Source organism: Streptococcus sp. Marseille-Q7087 (genome assembly GCF_965111935.1).
This window is the reverse complement of the sequence record NZ_CBCOPJ010000001.1, coordinates 268,850-284,100: the sequence shown is the minus strand read 5'-3', so window position 1 is coordinate 284,100 and position 15,251 is coordinate 268,850. Positions and strand designations below refer to the sequence as shown.

Annotated in this window: 14 protein-coding genes; 3 read left to right on the top strand and 11 right to left on the bottom strand. The window is 40.7% G+C overall.

From position 1 onward, the window contains the following. Positions 1-2: 2 nt before the first annotated feature. The 5 genes from ACWPVF_RS01505 to ACWPVF_RS01485 all read right to left on the bottom strand — a co-directional run bounded on the left by ACWPVF_RS01505 (position 3) and on the right by ACWPVF_RS01485 (position 6,607). Entirely contained in the window at positions 3-1,664 is a 1,662-nt protein-coding gene (locus tag ACWPVF_RS01505) for a ribonuclease J (protein ID WP_414254311.1), read from the bottom strand. A 324-nt stretch (positions 1,665-1,988) separates the two neighbouring features. Beyond that, complete coding sequence (locus ACWPVF_RS01500) at positions 1,989-2,651, bottom strand: COG3942 and LysM peptidoglycan-binding domain-containing protein (RefSeq protein ID WP_454384266.1); 663 nt, start codon at positions 2,649-2,651, stop codon at positions 1,989-1,991. Positions 2,652-2,842: 191 nt separating this feature from the next. Continuing rightward, entirely contained in the window at positions 2,843-5,062 is a 2,220-nt protein-coding gene (recJ, locus tag ACWPVF_RS01495) for a single-stranded-DNA-specific exonuclease RecJ (protein ID WP_454384264.1), read from the bottom strand. A gap of 197 nt (positions 5,063-5,259) precedes the next feature. Further along, on the bottom strand, positions 5,260-5,697 hold the full coding sequence (locus ACWPVF_RS01490; protein ID WP_454384262.1) for an Rrf2 family transcriptional regulator: 438 nt from the start codon (positions 5,695-5,697) through the stop codon (positions 5,260-5,262). Positions 5,698-5,767: 70 nt separating this feature from the next. Next, on the bottom strand, positions 5,768-6,607 hold the full coding sequence (locus ACWPVF_RS01485; protein ID WP_454384260.1) for a metallophosphoesterase family protein: 840 nt from the start codon (positions 6,605-6,607) through the stop codon (positions 5,768-5,770). A 144-nt stretch (positions 6,608-6,751) separates the two neighbouring features. On the opposite strand from ACWPVF_RS01485, the gene ACWPVF_RS01480 reads away from it, so the two are divergent. Next, positions 6,752-7,204, top strand: coding sequence for a universal stress protein (locus ACWPVF_RS01480; protein ID WP_454384258.1), 453 nt, complete (start codon positions 6,752-6,754; stop codon positions 7,202-7,204). 29 nt (positions 7,205-7,233) lie between these two features. Here the strand turns inward: ACWPVF_RS01480 and ACWPVF_RS01475 are convergent, their stop codons facing one another. Next, entirely contained in the window at positions 7,234-8,625 is a 1,392-nt protein-coding gene (locus tag ACWPVF_RS01475; RefSeq protein WP_454384256.1) for a Cof-type HAD-IIB family hydrolase, read from the bottom strand. A 65-nt stretch (positions 8,626-8,690) separates the two neighbouring features. Between ACWPVF_RS01475 and ACWPVF_RS01470 the strand changes: the two genes are divergently transcribed. Then, the gene (locus ACWPVF_RS01470) at positions 8,691-9,653 is read left to right on the top strand and encodes an asparaginase (protein WP_454384254.1); all 963 of its coding nucleotides are present in this window, start codon (positions 8,691-8,693) and stop codon (positions 9,651-9,653) included. Between the two features lie 40 nt (positions 9,654-9,693). On the opposite strand, the gene ccpA is transcribed toward ACWPVF_RS01470, so the two are convergent. Further along, positions 9,694-10,701, bottom strand: a complete 1,008-nt coding sequence (gene ccpA / locus ACWPVF_RS01465) for a catabolite control protein A (protein ID WP_454384252.1) — start codon at positions 10,699-10,701, stop codon at positions 9,694-9,696. Positions 10,702-10,905: 204 nt separating this feature from the next. Here ccpA and ACWPVF_RS01460 point away from each other — a divergent pair, with 204 nt between their 5' ends. After that, a complete protein-coding gene (locus tag ACWPVF_RS01460) occupies positions 10,906-11,223 on the top strand; it encodes a DUF960 domain-containing protein (protein WP_045614591.1) in 318 nt (105 codons plus the stop codon). A 33-nt stretch (positions 11,224-11,256) separates the two neighbouring features. Here the strand turns inward: ACWPVF_RS01460 and ACWPVF_RS01455 are convergent, their stop codons facing one another. From ACWPVF_RS01455 to ACWPVF_RS01440, 4 genes are read right to left on the bottom strand one after another with little or no spacing between them, the layout of a single operon-like run. Then, positions 11,257-12,540 carry a DUF308 domain-containing protein gene (locus tag ACWPVF_RS01455; RefSeq protein ID WP_454384250.1) on the bottom strand — a complete coding sequence of 428 codons (1,284 nt, stop codon included), beginning with the start codon at positions 12,538-12,540 and terminating at the stop codon, positions 11,257-11,259. Then, positions 12,533-13,354, bottom strand: a complete 822-nt coding sequence (gene folK / locus ACWPVF_RS01450; RefSeq protein WP_454384248.1) for a 2-amino-4-hydroxy-6-hydroxymethyldihydropteridine diphosphokinase — start codon at positions 13,352-13,354, stop codon at positions 12,533-12,535. The genes ACWPVF_RS01455 and folK overlap by 8 nt, the downstream gene beginning before the upstream one ends. A gap of 40 nt (positions 13,355-13,394) precedes the next feature. Further along, positions 13,395-13,949: a GTP cyclohydrolase I FolE gene (gene folE, locus ACWPVF_RS01445; RefSeq protein WP_214262416.1), complete on the bottom strand. Its 555-nt coding sequence runs from the start codon at positions 13,947-13,949 to the stop codon at positions 13,395-13,397. A gap of 3 nt (positions 13,950-13,952) precedes the next feature. Continuing rightward, a complete protein-coding gene (locus ACWPVF_RS01440; protein WP_454384246.1) occupies positions 13,953-15,251 on the bottom strand; it encodes a bifunctional folylpolyglutamate synthase/dihydrofolate synthase in 1,299 nt (432 codons plus the stop codon).

The following is a 15,251-nucleotide window of genomic DNA, read 5'->3' as shown; positions in this document are numbered from 1 at the left end:
CCTTATTTTGCTTCCATGACTACTGGGAGGATGGCTGGACGACGCTTGGTTTGGTCAAAAAGGAATTTGGCCAAATTATCACGGACCTTCCCTTTAAGATCAGCCCAGTCAAAATCCTCACCTTGGAGGTAATCTTCAACTGTTTGGTTCACCAACTCTGTACTTTCACGCAAGATATCACGACTCTTCTTGAGATAGACAAAGCCACGTGTATGTACTCGCGCTTTGGCAATGATTTTCTTTTCACGACGGTTAACAGTGATAGCTACGATAAAGATACCATCTTCTGACAAGACCTTGCGGTCACGAAGAACAACGTTCCCAACATCCCCAATGGCATTACCATCAATCAAGACATCTCCTGCAGCAACGGCACCAGATGGAACAAAGTCTCCATGCTCATAAGACATGGTTGTCCCTTTTTTAGGGATAAAGATACGCTCTGGTAGCATACCAACCGCCATAGCAGCCTTGGCATGAGCATCCAACTCACGGTATTCTCCCTGGATTGGGAAGAGATACTGAGGTTGCAAAAGATTAATCATCAATTGAAGATCACGCGCATTCCCATGTCCTGATACACGCAAGCTTTGAGTAATCGGTTTAACAACACCACCTGCTTGGTAGACCATGTTTTCTACACGTGCCATCACAGCTTCTTTAGCGATTGATGGCGTTGTAACGATATAAACCAAGTCTCCATCCTTGATTTCAACATAGCGGTGACGACCGATAGACATTTTACGGAGTCCGTTAATTGGTTCACCCATACGTCCAGTTTCAAGGATAATTAATTCATGATCCTCGAAGCGAGACATATCTTTGGGTTTAATCAAGAGACTTTCGTTAGCCAATGACAATTTTTTCAAGCGAATGGCTGTACGAACGATATTTTCAATATCAAATCCAGTCAAAACAACGCGACGACCTGTATCTGCGGCAGCGTCAAAGACCTGCTGAATACGAGAAAGGTTACTTGCAACAGCCGCTACAATGATTCGTCCATCCCAATCAGAAATGGTTTGAGTAATTTCATCACCAACTTCACTTTCGCTGGCCACTTGAATATTACTGTCTGCATTTGCTGAGTCACTTAGAAGTGCTAAGACTCCTTCGCGACCGATTTCTGCTAAACGACCAAAGTCAGTGGCGTAAGATTCACTAGCTGTTTGGTCGAATTTAAAGTCACCTGTATAAACGATGTTGCCTTCAGATGTTTTCAAGACGACACCCAGACTTTCTGGGATAGAGTGAGTCGTGCGGAAGAAGGAAACTTCAGTACCACCAAAGTCGATTTCTGTATTTTCATCAATAACATGGAAATCATCGAATTTTTTAGCGCTATCATTTCCCTTAACAAAAAGCTTAGCAAGTTCGATGGTCAACTCTGAACCAAAAACAGGAACTTTCACTTCTGACAAGAGGTAAGGAAGTGCTCCAATCGCATCCGCATGTCCGTGCGTTAAAAAGACTCCTGCAATACGGTCGCTGTTTTCAAATAGATATTCCATATTTGGAATAACGACATCGACACCCAACTGCTCATTTTCAGGATATTTCAAACCTGCATCTAAAACGAAGATAGAGTCGTTAATTTCTGCGATGTACATGTTTTTACCATTTTCACGAACACCGCCCAAAGTTGTTAATTTAATATTGGTCATTTTCCCTCCGAAGTATTACTATAACGTGTTTATAGAGTCTTCACAACTCTCTTTTTTTTAAAGTCCAATATACTTTTATCCGAATCTTTTCCTCTCATTATACCATTTTTTTACTAATTTTCAAAATGAAGATAGGATTTCAACTAGAGAACATTCACTCTAATAGCCACAGCAGCTTCCTTTGTTCTTTTTTAAGCTTCGTCTAAGATCATTAAACGATTAAATCGAATGAAACTCCAAAATTTATAGCTGACCAAAATCCTAAAAACCCAGGCCGGAGTACATAAAAAAAGATTTAGAAATTCTAAATCTTTTTAAGTATTCTTAGTTTGGATAAATGTATCTTACAGTACCTCTTGATGCAGTCGGATTAAACCATCCACGATAGTTTCCGATTGGTTGAGTTCCACTACCATCATAGTTGCATTCTAATACTTGAATAGAAGTTTCACTTTGAACATCTGTCACATAAGCAACATGTCCATATTCACCACCGTCCCACACGGCGATTGCTCCTACTACAGGTACATTTCCTGTCTTAAAGCCTTGTGCACTAGCGTAGATTGCCCAAGTATTGGCATTTCCCCACCAGTTACTAGCCCAAGGTGCCAATTCTTTTACGCCCCATGTACACTGACCAATAGGATATGAGTTCCCGTAGTTTGTAGGAGTATTTACGACAACACCCTCAACTGCCACCGCATTCGCAGTACTAGGTGCTTCATAAGCCGGAGCATTGTATGAATAGCTAACTTGAGTTGGACCACTCACTTCTAGCACATCACCTGGGTGGATGGTATCAAAAATGCTTTTCCCATTATTAGCTGCCAACTCATAAGGATTCATACCATTTGCAGTAGCAATAGCAAAAAATGAATCACCGTCTTGAACAACGTAAGAGTCTGCGCTAACAGTCTGAGCACCAACTGTCGCCAAAATAGCTGTAGATGTTAAACCAAGAGTCAGTTTAGCAACTGTTTTTTTCATAACAATTTTCTCCTAAAATTTTATTGATTATTTTTAATTTTAATGTTGATAAGAGAATCATACCTGATTTACATGTCAGTTGTTTTAGATTTATGTTGTAGTCATGTTACAAATCTGTATACTTTTACTACATAAAGTTAAAAAGCACTTACAAAAAGAGACTGAAATAGTTTACTTCAGCCTCTTTGTATTTATTTTTTCATCAAGAAATCATAGATTTCCTGTACTGTACCTAGGGCCATCATTTCTTGGTCTTTAACAGTTTGTTTGAGATTTTGATAGATCTGACTTTCAGCAATATCCCGTTTAGCCGCATCTTTATTAACCCTCATCACACCATTTTCAATGGTGACAAAACCAAGCTCTTCAAAAATCTGAATCATCTTTATTAATAAGATTTGTTCAATTTTTAGATAAGCTGATAAGTCTTTTAATTTATAACGGATATCGAATTCTGGGAACTGGTAGATCGTCTTATAGAGTTTAGCAAATTGGTCTCTTGTCCCATAACCTGTCAAATAGTAGGGTTTATCAATATCGTTTTTAAAGTAAATAGCTGAGAAATCATGTTGCTGGAAGATGTCTTTAAGAATAGTGATGTCTTCTGGAAGATTTTTGACCGCAACCGCTAGACTTTTAGAGATATCAGGCAATTCTCCTGAAAAATCAAGTACGGGTACTCCATCTGGCAGAGCTGCAGTCTTCCCACGAATATTAAAGAGTTGAACACCGTCTACACGAGCGTCTACCATCACCAACTGGAGGGTTGTTTGTCCATTCCACTGGTTAACAGAAAGAGTGACTGCTAACTCCAGTTGTTTGGTCTGCGCAAATTCTGTCGCTTTCGACCCTTGACCAAAGGCAACCACTTCAAAGTTCGCATTCCCTTTGGATATTTTCAATTTCAGGTGACTATCTCCCGCTCCCATAGAACGAGCATTTTCAACTTGAAAATCTCGAATATAGAAGACAGGCTTTTGATTGTCCATTCCAAAAGGAGCTAACCGTTCGAAACTTTTAACTGTATCTAAACTCAGATTTTCCAAATCTAGTTCTTCGTCAAGATATAGTTTACTCTTGCCCTTGTCATCTATCCCTTTGTCTTTTACATAGGTTTCTAAAATTTCTGATAGGGCATCTAACTGTTCAGCTTCGAGCGTCATACCTGCGGCACCTGCATGGCCACCAAAGGCGATAAAGAGAGCACGATGCGGATCCAAGGCTTCAAAAATATCGACAGCTTCAATACTCCGCGCACTTCCCTTAGCACGGCCGTCTTCAATATTCAGAACAATAACTGTCTGCCCTAATTCTTCCAACAAGCGTCCAGCTACAATCCCAAGAACCCCTGGGTTCCAGCCTTCCTTGGCCAAAACCTGAACACTTTTACTAGGGTCTACCAAGTTTTTAGCTTCTTCATAGATGGCTTGAACGATTTCCTTGCGTTCTTCATTTTTTTCTTGAATCATGAGGGCAATTTCATGCACCTCTTCATCATCAAAGCCAGTCAGTAAATCAATCGCTGGATTGGGATCATCCAAGCGCCCCAAGGCATTTAACCGAGGTGCCAACTGAAAACCAACTGTTTCTTCTGTAATATCACTAGTAGCAATTCCTGCAATTTCAAATAGTTCTTGGAGACCAATTCGTTGAGTATTGCGCAAAACTTCTAGACCGTACTGAACCATGATACGATTTTCATCCGTCAGGCTGACCATATCCGCAATGGTTCCAATGGCAACCAAGTCAAGCAACTCAACCTGCACTTCCTCCAAGAGGGCACAAGCTAGTTTAAAAGCAACTCCACAGCCTGCTAAATGTTTAAAAGGATAATCTGCTTTTGGGTGCTCAGGATGGACGATTGCATAAGCATCTGGTAAAACCTCTGGCATGGAGTGGTGGTCTGTCACAATGACGTCCACGCCCATAGACTGAGCCAAGTCAATAGCCTCATGCCCGGCAACACCATTGTCCACCGTCACAATCAGAGACACTCCCTGCTGCTCGATAAAATATTTGTAGACACTAGCATTTGGTCCATAACCATCTGTAAAGCGATTAGGGAGATAGATTAGACACTCTGCACCTAATTGTTCCAAACTCTCCTTGACAATCGAAGCCGAAGTCATCCCATCCGCATCATAGTCTCCATAGACCAGAATCAATTCCCCCTGCTCGATAGCCTGGCGAATACGCTCAACTGCCTTATCCATATCATGTAAGAGATAAGGATCATGTAAATCTTCCAAAGAAGGTTCTAAAAATTTCTTCAGGCTGCTTTCATCCCTGATCCCTCGTTGATACAACAAACAAGCGACTTCAGAGCTCAAGCCTGCACTCTTGGCTATCTTGGTAAAATCCGCGTCCTCAACTTGCGGAGAAAATTGCCAATTATAAGTAGGAATTATCACTCAAACATCCACTCTTTCTTACGATTCTATTCATTTATTATAACACGATTTTTAGTTTTTCTCCTGCTAATCTGACCACATTCCTTGCTAATTTTTTAGGTCACTTCAGCTAACATCTAGCCTATTTAACAACGAAAAAAACACCTCAACAATTAGACTTTTCAGCTTAGTCATTCAGGTGTTCATTATTTTTAAGGTTAATGTTGAATTCTTGCTTCTGTATCTGCAACCAGTTGAGCAAGACTAGTCCGACTCAATTCTTCTTCCATAGCTTGCTGGATTTGAAGCAATTTCTCATCTAAAACTACATGAATATTGGCTCCAACTGGACAATTTGGATTGGGATTGTCATGAAAACTAAAGAGTTGACCTGTTTTTCCTAGACACTCAACTGCTTGGTAAACATCTAAAAGACTGATATCCTCTAGGTCTTTGATAATCTCTGCTCCACCAGTTCCACGCGCGACTGAGATTAACTCGGCCTTTTTCAGTTGGGATAAGGTTTTACGGATAATAACAGGATTGACTCCAACACTACTAGCTAGAAAATCGCTAGTCACCTTACTTTCCTTCCCTTTTAGGGCGATAATAACTAGCATATGGGTTGCGATGGTAAATCGACTTGAAATTTGCATGCAGTCCTCCTTTTTCGTTAACTAAGCTCATTCTTCTCTTATATTTATTATAGCTTCTATAGTTGTAATGTCAAGAGTTACGACTAAGCCAATCATCCAATTCTGCATCATGTCCTTCATTTTGAGCAATTTCATGGAGTAATTCTTGATTATGAGTGTGGTGAATTCCATTGACTAAGCTTTCATAGTAAATTTTATAGTAGGGCAACTGTAACTCTCTAGCCAACTGCAATTCTGCCTCAACATCATAATCAACACGACGAAAATCTACATCCTTCAATCCTTTGTCATCAAATTCTAAAATCATATATTGAGCACGCAAGTCCTTACGTAGATTTGCTGATAAAAAGAAAGGCTGCCCAATCGAACCTGGATTCAAAATGAGTTGTCCACCACTTCCATAACGTAAAAATTGTTGGTGGATATGACCATAGATGGCAATATCGCAGTCAGGATTAGTCACCAAACGATCAAAATCTTCCTGCTTCCCAAGATGAATCAGTTCTCTTCCCCAATTTTTATCCGGTAAATGATGACTAATCCCCACCTTTAGATTTCCAAACTGGCGATGGGTGTGCATAGGAAAATCCTGAAGTTCTTCAATCTCATCTAGACTAATTTCTTCCATGATATACTGACATTGACGCAAAAGGTAGCGATGACTGGGCCTACTTGTATCCAATTTTCGGTGAGCAGCCCGCCACAAACTTTCTTCCCAATTCCCCAGAACCCGAACCGTAATCGGCAATTCCTCCAATCGTCTGAGGATACTTTTTCGTCCTGTCCCTGGCATGAGAATATCGCCCAAGAGCCAATATTCTTCTACTCCTGCCTTCTCAGCGTCTACGAGGACAGCTTCCAACGCTCCTGTATTTCCATGAATATCTGAAAGTACTGCAATTTTTGTCATATCATTTCCTCTTGTTTTCTCATATTTAATTATAGCACTCTTAAACCCAAAGTCAAAAGCGTTTTCCTTCCTATCATTTTTTACTTTACTTTTTTAGTGAAAAGGATTACAATGAGGGTGATAAGAAATGAGGAGGTTTTTGCTATGACACAACGTTACGAAAACATCATGGTAGCAGTCGACGGCTCTAAAGAAGCTGATTTGGCTTTTGTTAAGGGAGTTCAGTCAGCTGTGCGTAACCAGGCTAAACTAACCATCGCCCATGTAATCGATACTCGGGCTCTTCAAAGCATTTCAACATTTGATGCTGAAGTTTATGAAGAGTTACAAGTTGAAGCCCAAGACTTGATGGCAGAATATGAAAAACGTGCACTAGACGCTGGTCTTACAGATATTAAAGTTGTCATCGAAATGGGAAATCCTAAAACTCTTTTGGCCAAAACAATTCCTGAACAAGAACATGTTGATTTGATTTTGGTTGGTGCAACAGGGCTTAACGCCTTCGAACGTTTGCTTGTCGGATCTTCATCAGAATATATCCTACGCCATACAAGCGTTGACCTTCTCGTTGTTCGAGACAAGGATAAAACTTTATAAACCAAAAATAAAAGGAGCATCTGCTCCTTTTATTTTTGGTTTTTTCTTTCCTTATGACGTTCATAAGCCTTTATTTGGCGTTCTATTTCCTTTTTGATAGCAGGTTCTGGGGCGTATTTTTCTTTCCAGTTGTCTGGTTTCAAAATTTTGTGCGTCACAGGATCAAAATGAGCCTTACCATCTGGGAAGATTTTACCCATGTTGGCTTGATGGACAATCTCAAAGATTCTCTCTGGGTCTACCCCCATTAAAACAAAACTGCCATAAGTAAAGTAGAGCGTGTCAATCAAAGCATCCACTTGACCAACGAGGGTTTTCTCAGCTGGTGTTGACTGAGATACTTTTTCAGCAGCTTTATCAAGTGCTTGGTGTAAATTCTGCACAGCTTGTTGGAATTCCTCTTCAGAATTGCTGGCAGCACGGACAAATTCAACTAACTCTTCAATCTTAAAGCCAGCACGGTGGGTCGCCCCTTCTAAATCCCAAGCTATAGGTTCTTCTTGAGTTCGCTCATCCATCATACGATGGAAGGTCTTGACCTTGTTGAAATGATAGTCACGACTGACAAAGACTTTTTCAGAAGCCAAGACTCCAAAATATTCTAAAGCCTTGTGAATCCCATCATTTTGGTTGCTGGCAGTGATATGCTTGGCAACTTCTTTCACACTGCTACTACCATTTCCCATGGCAACAGACATCCCAACGCCCGCCAACATTTCTAAGTCATTATCTGAGTCACCAAAAGCCATGACTTGATTGAGATCAAAACCGTACTCTTTTCCGACACGGCGAATTCCTTCTAACTTGGAATTTCCCTGATTGATAATATCAGCTGCAAAAGGATTACTTCTGGTAAACTTGAGATGATTTAATTCTTCAGCAGCACGGTTGGTTTCCTCAGGTGTCATCAACATAAGCACCTGATAGACCGGTTGGTTGATTAAGTTCAGCAAATCATCTTCCTTCTGAGGAAGGGCCTTACTGACCATACGATTAAAGGAATGACTAACAGTACGAGTCAAGAATTTTGGTACAAAACGACTGACGAGTTGTGAAAGAGGACTGAGCCCAAAGGACATAATCCGAGAACCGACAACGTCTTGTCGCGTTCCCATGGCAATCTCTTTTCGATTTTCCTTAGCATAAGAGATGATTTGTCTGAGGCTCCTCTTATCAATAGGGCTAGCAAAAAGAACACGGTCTTTGTTAAAGATATATTGGCCATTGTAGGTCACTGCAAAATCCAGGTCCAAATCGTCCATCAAATCCTTAACAAAAAAAGGTCCTCGCCCTGTAGCTACTCCAACAAGAACCCCTTGTTCTTTCACAATCTTGATAGCTTCCTTAGTGGACTTCAAAACACTCTTACTATCATTTACAAGCGTTCCATCAATATCAAAAAAAACGGCTTTGACTTCCATCCTATCTCATTCCTTTCTTTTATGATACAATGATTATACCACAATTCAGAAAAAGTGAGTGAATCATGACTAAGAAAATCCTTGTTTTACATACTGGTGGTACTATTTCCATGCAGGCAGATGAAGCTGGAGCTGTAAGAACTAGTGCTGACAACCCTATGAATCACATCTCTAATCCACTTGAAGGCGTCGAAGTCCATTCCTTAGATTTTTTAAATTTGCCTAGTCCACACATCAAGCCCAAGCATATGTTAGCTCTTTACCAAAAGATTAAACAAGAAGCAATTGCATACGATGGGGTTGTCATCACACATGGGACAGATACTCTAGAAGAAACAGCCTATTTTCTCGACACCATGGAGGTCCCTCAAATACCTATCGTTTTGACAGGGGCTATGAGATCTTCCAATGAACTGGGAAGTGATGGTGTCTATAACTATCTTAGCGCCTTGCGTGTTGCGAGCGATGACAAGGCTTCAGATAAGGGTGTGCTAGTCGTTATGAACGACGAAATTCACGCTGCTAAGTATGTGACCAAGACGCATACGACGAATGTTAGTACCTTTCAAACACCGACTCATGGGCCACTTGGGCTCATTATGAAGCATGAAATTCTCTACTTCAAAACGGCAGAACCTCGTGTTCGTTTTGACCTTGATCACATTCAGGGATTGGTTCCTATCGTACCTGTTTATGCAGGCATGACCGAAGAGCTTCTCGATCTGCTTCCTGTCGATCAGTTAGATGGACTGATTATCCAGGCTTTTGGAGCTGGGAATGTTCCTAAAGAAACTGCCCAAAAACTGAAATCTCTCTGTCAAACAGGACTTCCTATTGCACTCGTTTCTCGTTGTTTCAATGGGATTGCAGAACCTGTTTATGCCTATGAAGGCGGAGGTATTTGCCTTCAAAATGATGGTGTTTATTTTGTAAAAGAATTAAATGCTCAGAAAGCACGTCTTAAACTCCTTATTGCAATTAATGCTGGACTAAAGGGCGACCAACTCCGAGCATATATGGAAGGATAAGAAAAATCCCAAGAAATCAGTGATTTCTTGGGATTTGTTTTTAGTCTTTACGTGTTGATTTACGCTCTGTCAAACCGTGAGGGAGAAGAACTTCACGTTCCTCCAACTCTTCTTTATGCATAATCTTCGTCAACATACGCATACTAATCGCACCAAGGTCATACAAAGGTTGTGCGATAGTTGTCAGATTTGGTCGAGTAAAGCGAGCAACTTGCGAATCATCGCTCGTAATGATTTCAAAGTCTTCTGGTACTGAGACTCCATGGTCAGCTAAGCCGTTCAAGAGACCTGCCGCCAATTCATCACCAGTCACAATAGCTGCTGTTGCTTTCGAAGAAACTAAGCGTTCTGCCAAGGCATACCCATCATCATAGCGATATTTTGATTCGAATACAAGACCTTCACTATAGTTGACTCCAGCCTGTTTCAAAGCTTCCTTATAACCAACCAAGCGAACTTTACCATTAATATCATCTACTAAGGGACCACTCACAAAAGCAATCTTTTTATTACGTTTCAACAAATGACGAACAGCATCCGCAGTAGCATTCTTATAGTCGATGTTAACACTTGGAAGTTGGTGTTCAACATCCACTGTTCCTGCAAGAACGACAGGAGTACGTGAGCGTGAAAACTCTGAACGAATCTTCTCTGTCAAATGGTAGCCCATAAAGATAACACCGTCAACTTGTTTTGAAAAGAGTGTGTTCACTACGGCTACTTCTTTTTCATCATCTTCGTCACTATTAGCAAGAACGATGTTGTACTTGTACATCTCTGCGATGTCATCAATCCCTTTTGCGAGAGCAGCGAAATAAGTGTTAGTGATATCAGGAATGACAACCCCAACTGTTGTTGTTCGTTTGCTTGCCAAGCCACGGGCGACTGCATTTGGACGATAGTCCAGGCGTTCAATAACCTCTAGAACTTTCTTACGAGTGTTCTCTTTGACGTTTTTGTTGCCATTGACTACACGACTAACGGTTGCCATTGAAACTCCTGCTTCTCGGGCAACATCATAAATCGTTACTGTATCATCTGTGTTCATACCATTTCCTTTCTAATGTTGAAAATTTTGTTTTCATGTTTACACTACCTTTAGTTTACCATTTATTGTAAGCATTTTCAAGGGATATATAAAGTTTCTTTGAAAAATTTTTATTGTAAATCATATTTTCTGAAATCAGTTTACTTTTCTTGATTTTTAAAGATGATTGCTGTATGATAATAAAAAATGAAGTAGGAGGCAAAGATGGCTTTTACGGATTCACATCGACGTTGTGCTAGTTTTGGGGTAGTAACTAATCTCCCAGACGATGTCATCGACTCAATCTGGTATATTATCGATCATTTTTTAAAGCATGTTTTTGAACTAGAGGATGAATTAGAATTTCGACTTTTGAACAATGAAGGCTCTATCACCTTCCGTTTTTCTAGCCAACACCTGCCTACAACGATTGACTTCGACTTTAATCATCGTTTTAACCCATTGTATCCACCAAAAGTTCTCGTGATGGATATGGATGGGAAGGAAACTATTCTCCTCCCTGAAGAAAATGACCTATTTTAAAAACTCTAGTCTCCTGACTAGAGTTTTCTTTTTTTAATAAACAGAACGACTGACCACGATACCACCTGGTTTTTTAAATTCTAAATCTAGATAGTCCTGATAGGTTCCAGGAACGATGAACCCTTGCGGGCTCAGGATATCTGTCCCAGCTTCTCCAACGATGGAATCTGCTAGCAGAACACAATTGGTACTAAGGACAAAATAGGTTTTGTATTTAGACGATTTAAACTTATAGAGACTAGCATCCGCTTCATGTTTCAATTGATAAGAGTAAGTATGTTTGATTTCTCCTTCTCTTCTTTTCATCAACTGCGAACTTGGTTCCCAAGGGATTAAAAGATTTTCTATATCTCTCAATCGTTCCTCAATTGCTTCCTTCTGTTGTTGAGACAAGCTCAAACCATAAGCAAATAGAGTTTTCTGACTTTCTCTCTTGCAGAGCTCGATATACTTTTCTCGATTGGCTTTAAATAGGACTCCATCACCAATCGTACCAAACAAACGCTCTGAGTGAGGATCATAAGAACCATAGGAAATAACCTGACCTTGATAGCAGATATCCACATGCCCCATGGCTAAAAAGAATGAGGATTCTGAAGCATGGATGAAAATTTCCAAATCAACTGTCTGATCATTTTTTCTCTCTGAATGTAATTGAATTTCTTCAGATTGATGGGTAGCTAAAGTTTCATTCCACTTTCGTAAGGTGTTAATGGGAATCAAAGCTGTCACAAATATAGGCAGTGTCATTCTCATTCTGCGCTTCAGCTTGGGATTGCTTCTCCCTTTTTCAAAAAATAAACCATCCCTGAAACTGCTCGACCCCAACATGATTAAGTAAAAACCTAACAGAAGCAACTCAAAATTTGTTGCATCATGGAAAGGGGAGATACTGTAGAGACCAAATCCCATCATCCACACAGCATCAAATAAGTAATTGACCCTTGGACGGATATGATTCTTCCGATAAATCAACCAGGTAATCAGACTAATCAGACCGGTACACAATTGATAACTTCCAATAGCAATGACTAAGAAATAGAGGGCTATTCCCTGCAGAATGACAGAATCAAATAGGATGACAGCAACAAAGAGCTTGGCTAATGTTACAAAAATATTTTCTCTACGGGACTTTTCCTGAAACCATCGTGTCAATAAATGCCAAACTGCTGACAAGAAAAAATAACCCATCAATAGCTGGTAACCCAACCTCGGTACTATCTGCCCAAAACAAATCAGGAGAAGACCAAGGATAATAGCTAGCGCTCCCTCCCCTAGACTTCTCCATTTACTATAAGTTTCGGAAAACTTAGGCATTTTCTTTCTCCAATTGACTATATAAGTGACGAATCGGTTGTCCTAGCACTGGATGAATAAAATGCGGAGCTATTTCTTGAAGGGATTCTAGGACAAAGAGACGCTCGGGAATATAGGGATGCGGCAAGATGAGGGCGTCAGTATAGACCACTTGGTCCTCTACAAAGAGCAAATCCAAGTCAATCAAGCGTGGTCCCCAATGTACCTCTCTAACTCGTCCCATTTCTGACTCAATCGCCAACAAGGTTTCTAACAAGATTGGAGCTGGCAACCAGGTTTCCACTTCAATGACTTGATTGGCAAAGCTATCTTGCTCTACCCCGCCCCAAGGCTCAGTCGTAATTACGCTAGACTCCTTGAGAACATGGATGCCACGAGCTCGCATTTTGTCAATTGCTTGCTCAAGATTAACTGTCTTATCACCCATATTACTTCCTAGTGCGATAAAAGCTCGTTGTTTACGACGATGGATGGTCACTGAACAGGTATCTAGTGGTAAATGGACAGGTGCCCATGGTTTTTTAAGTTCTAGCTCAATTTCTTGAACGATAGGGTAGGTCTCAAAAGTGCGTTCTACTAGTTTGTAGGCTACTGTTTCAATCAAGTCTTCACTTACTTCCTGAAACCAAGTCGTCCATTGCTGACAAAGTTCTCCATAATGGATAGAAGACTCCAAGTCCAACTCCGTCGCAGCCTTGGTCATATCATAGGATAAGCTAGCTGAAATGACAAACTTTTGCCCTAATTCCTTCTCACTAGGGAAGAGTCCATGAAAGGCGAAAACTTCCAGATCCTTAATGCGCAATTGATCCATAACTAGTCCTTTCTAGAAAAATCTACTTAAAACAGATTTCTTATAGTCCCATCAAACGGTATGCTTGATCTCGGAGGTCTTTATCCGTTTCAAAGACTCCACGAGCTACTGTTGTCAAGGTTGCAGTTCCTGGTTTTCGGACACCTCGCATACTCATACACATATGCTCTGCTTCAATCACAACAAAAGCTCCCTTAGCTCCTAGGTATTCCATCAAGGCGTCAGCTACTTCGATATTCAAGCGTTCTTGAATTTGTGGCTTTTTAGCATAAACTTCAACTGTACGTGCAAGCTTCGACAAACCTGCTACACGGCCATCTGGGATGTAAGCAATATGGGCTTTCCCATAAAATGGCAAGAAGTGGTGTTCACACATGGTATGGAAAAAAATATCCTTTTCCACTACCATATTGTCATCAATAATCTCAAAGGATTTTGACAGGTGCTCTTCAGCAGTTTGCCCAAGACCTGAAAAAATCTCTTGGTACATGCGAGCTACCCGAGCAGGTGTCTCCTGCAATCCTTCGCGGTTGACATCTTCACCGACTGCCTCGATAATCATTTTGACAGCCGTCTCAATTTTTTGTGTATCCATTCTCTAGTTTTTCCTCTCCATCAGATAGGCTCTCACCTGGCTCAAGAAATACAAGGAGCCCGTGATGATCCTAACTGTTTTTTTCTCTTCATCGTCTAGCATATTTTGATCTAGAAACGCCTGCCAACTTTGGTAGTTAAGATTTCTAGAATCAGCTGCTTTCTTTAGTACTTCTTCATCCGTTGCTCGACCATCATCAAAGTGAGTAAGCGTAAGCTCAGTATCTGGCAAGGTTTCTAATAAATCTAACATATCCTCCAAGGCCTTGGTTTTTATACAAGTAAAGAGGATTTCCTTGTGATAGTCAGCAAATCGTTCTTTCAGGGTAGCTAATAAAGCTTTGATTGCATGGGGGTTGTGGGCCCCATCTAAAATCATCAAGGGTTTTCTAGAAACAACTTCTAAACGTCCAGGCCAGCTTGTTTCCTCTAAAGCTTGAGCCACTAAATAATTTTCTGGCAATTCTCGCCCAGTCTCATGACAATAGGCATCCAACAAAGTTAGTGCCATTCCAGCATTCTCTATCTGGTGCAAACCAAGCAGACCTGTTTGAAAGCGATCTTGTCTAAGCGTACTTGTATAGTCGAAGATTTCGCCCGTTACGGTACTCTCACAATGATTGAGCTGATAGTCATCTCCATGGGCAAGTCTAGGAGCTTGTTTCGCTTTCGCAATCTGGTCAATAACCGCCAAGGCTTCTGGGACAATGTTCCCCGTTACAAGGGGAACTCCTGGCTTGATAATGCCTGCTTTCTGCTCTGCGATGGCTTCCAAAGTATCACCAAGTAAAGCTATGTGATCCAGCCCAATGGTCGTAATACCTGTTAGAATAGGCTGACAGACGTTGGTACTATCCAAAAGTCCACCCATACCAACTTCCATAATCGCCACATCAACCTGCTCAGAAGCAAAGTAATCATAGGCTATAGCAGTGATAATCTCGAATTCTGTCGTTCCTTGTAAGACTTGAGCATGCTCCCCTTCAAGTAGTGAACGATATTCAGACATTAAGACTTCTAATCTCGCTTCTGGGATAGATACTCCATTAATGGCAATCTGGTCGGTATAATGAATCAGATAGGGAGAGCTAAAGACACCAACTCTTAGTCCCATCTTTTCCAACATATTCTTCAAAAAAGCTATGGTAGATCCCTTACCATTGGTTCCACCTATGTGGATAACCTTAAGCTTGAGATGAGGATTGCCACGTAAAGCTAAAAGCTCTACCATTCTTTCCAAACCAAAATGAGGTTGGTCTGTCCGATAGTTTACTATCCACTGATTCGTTTCATTTTTATTCAT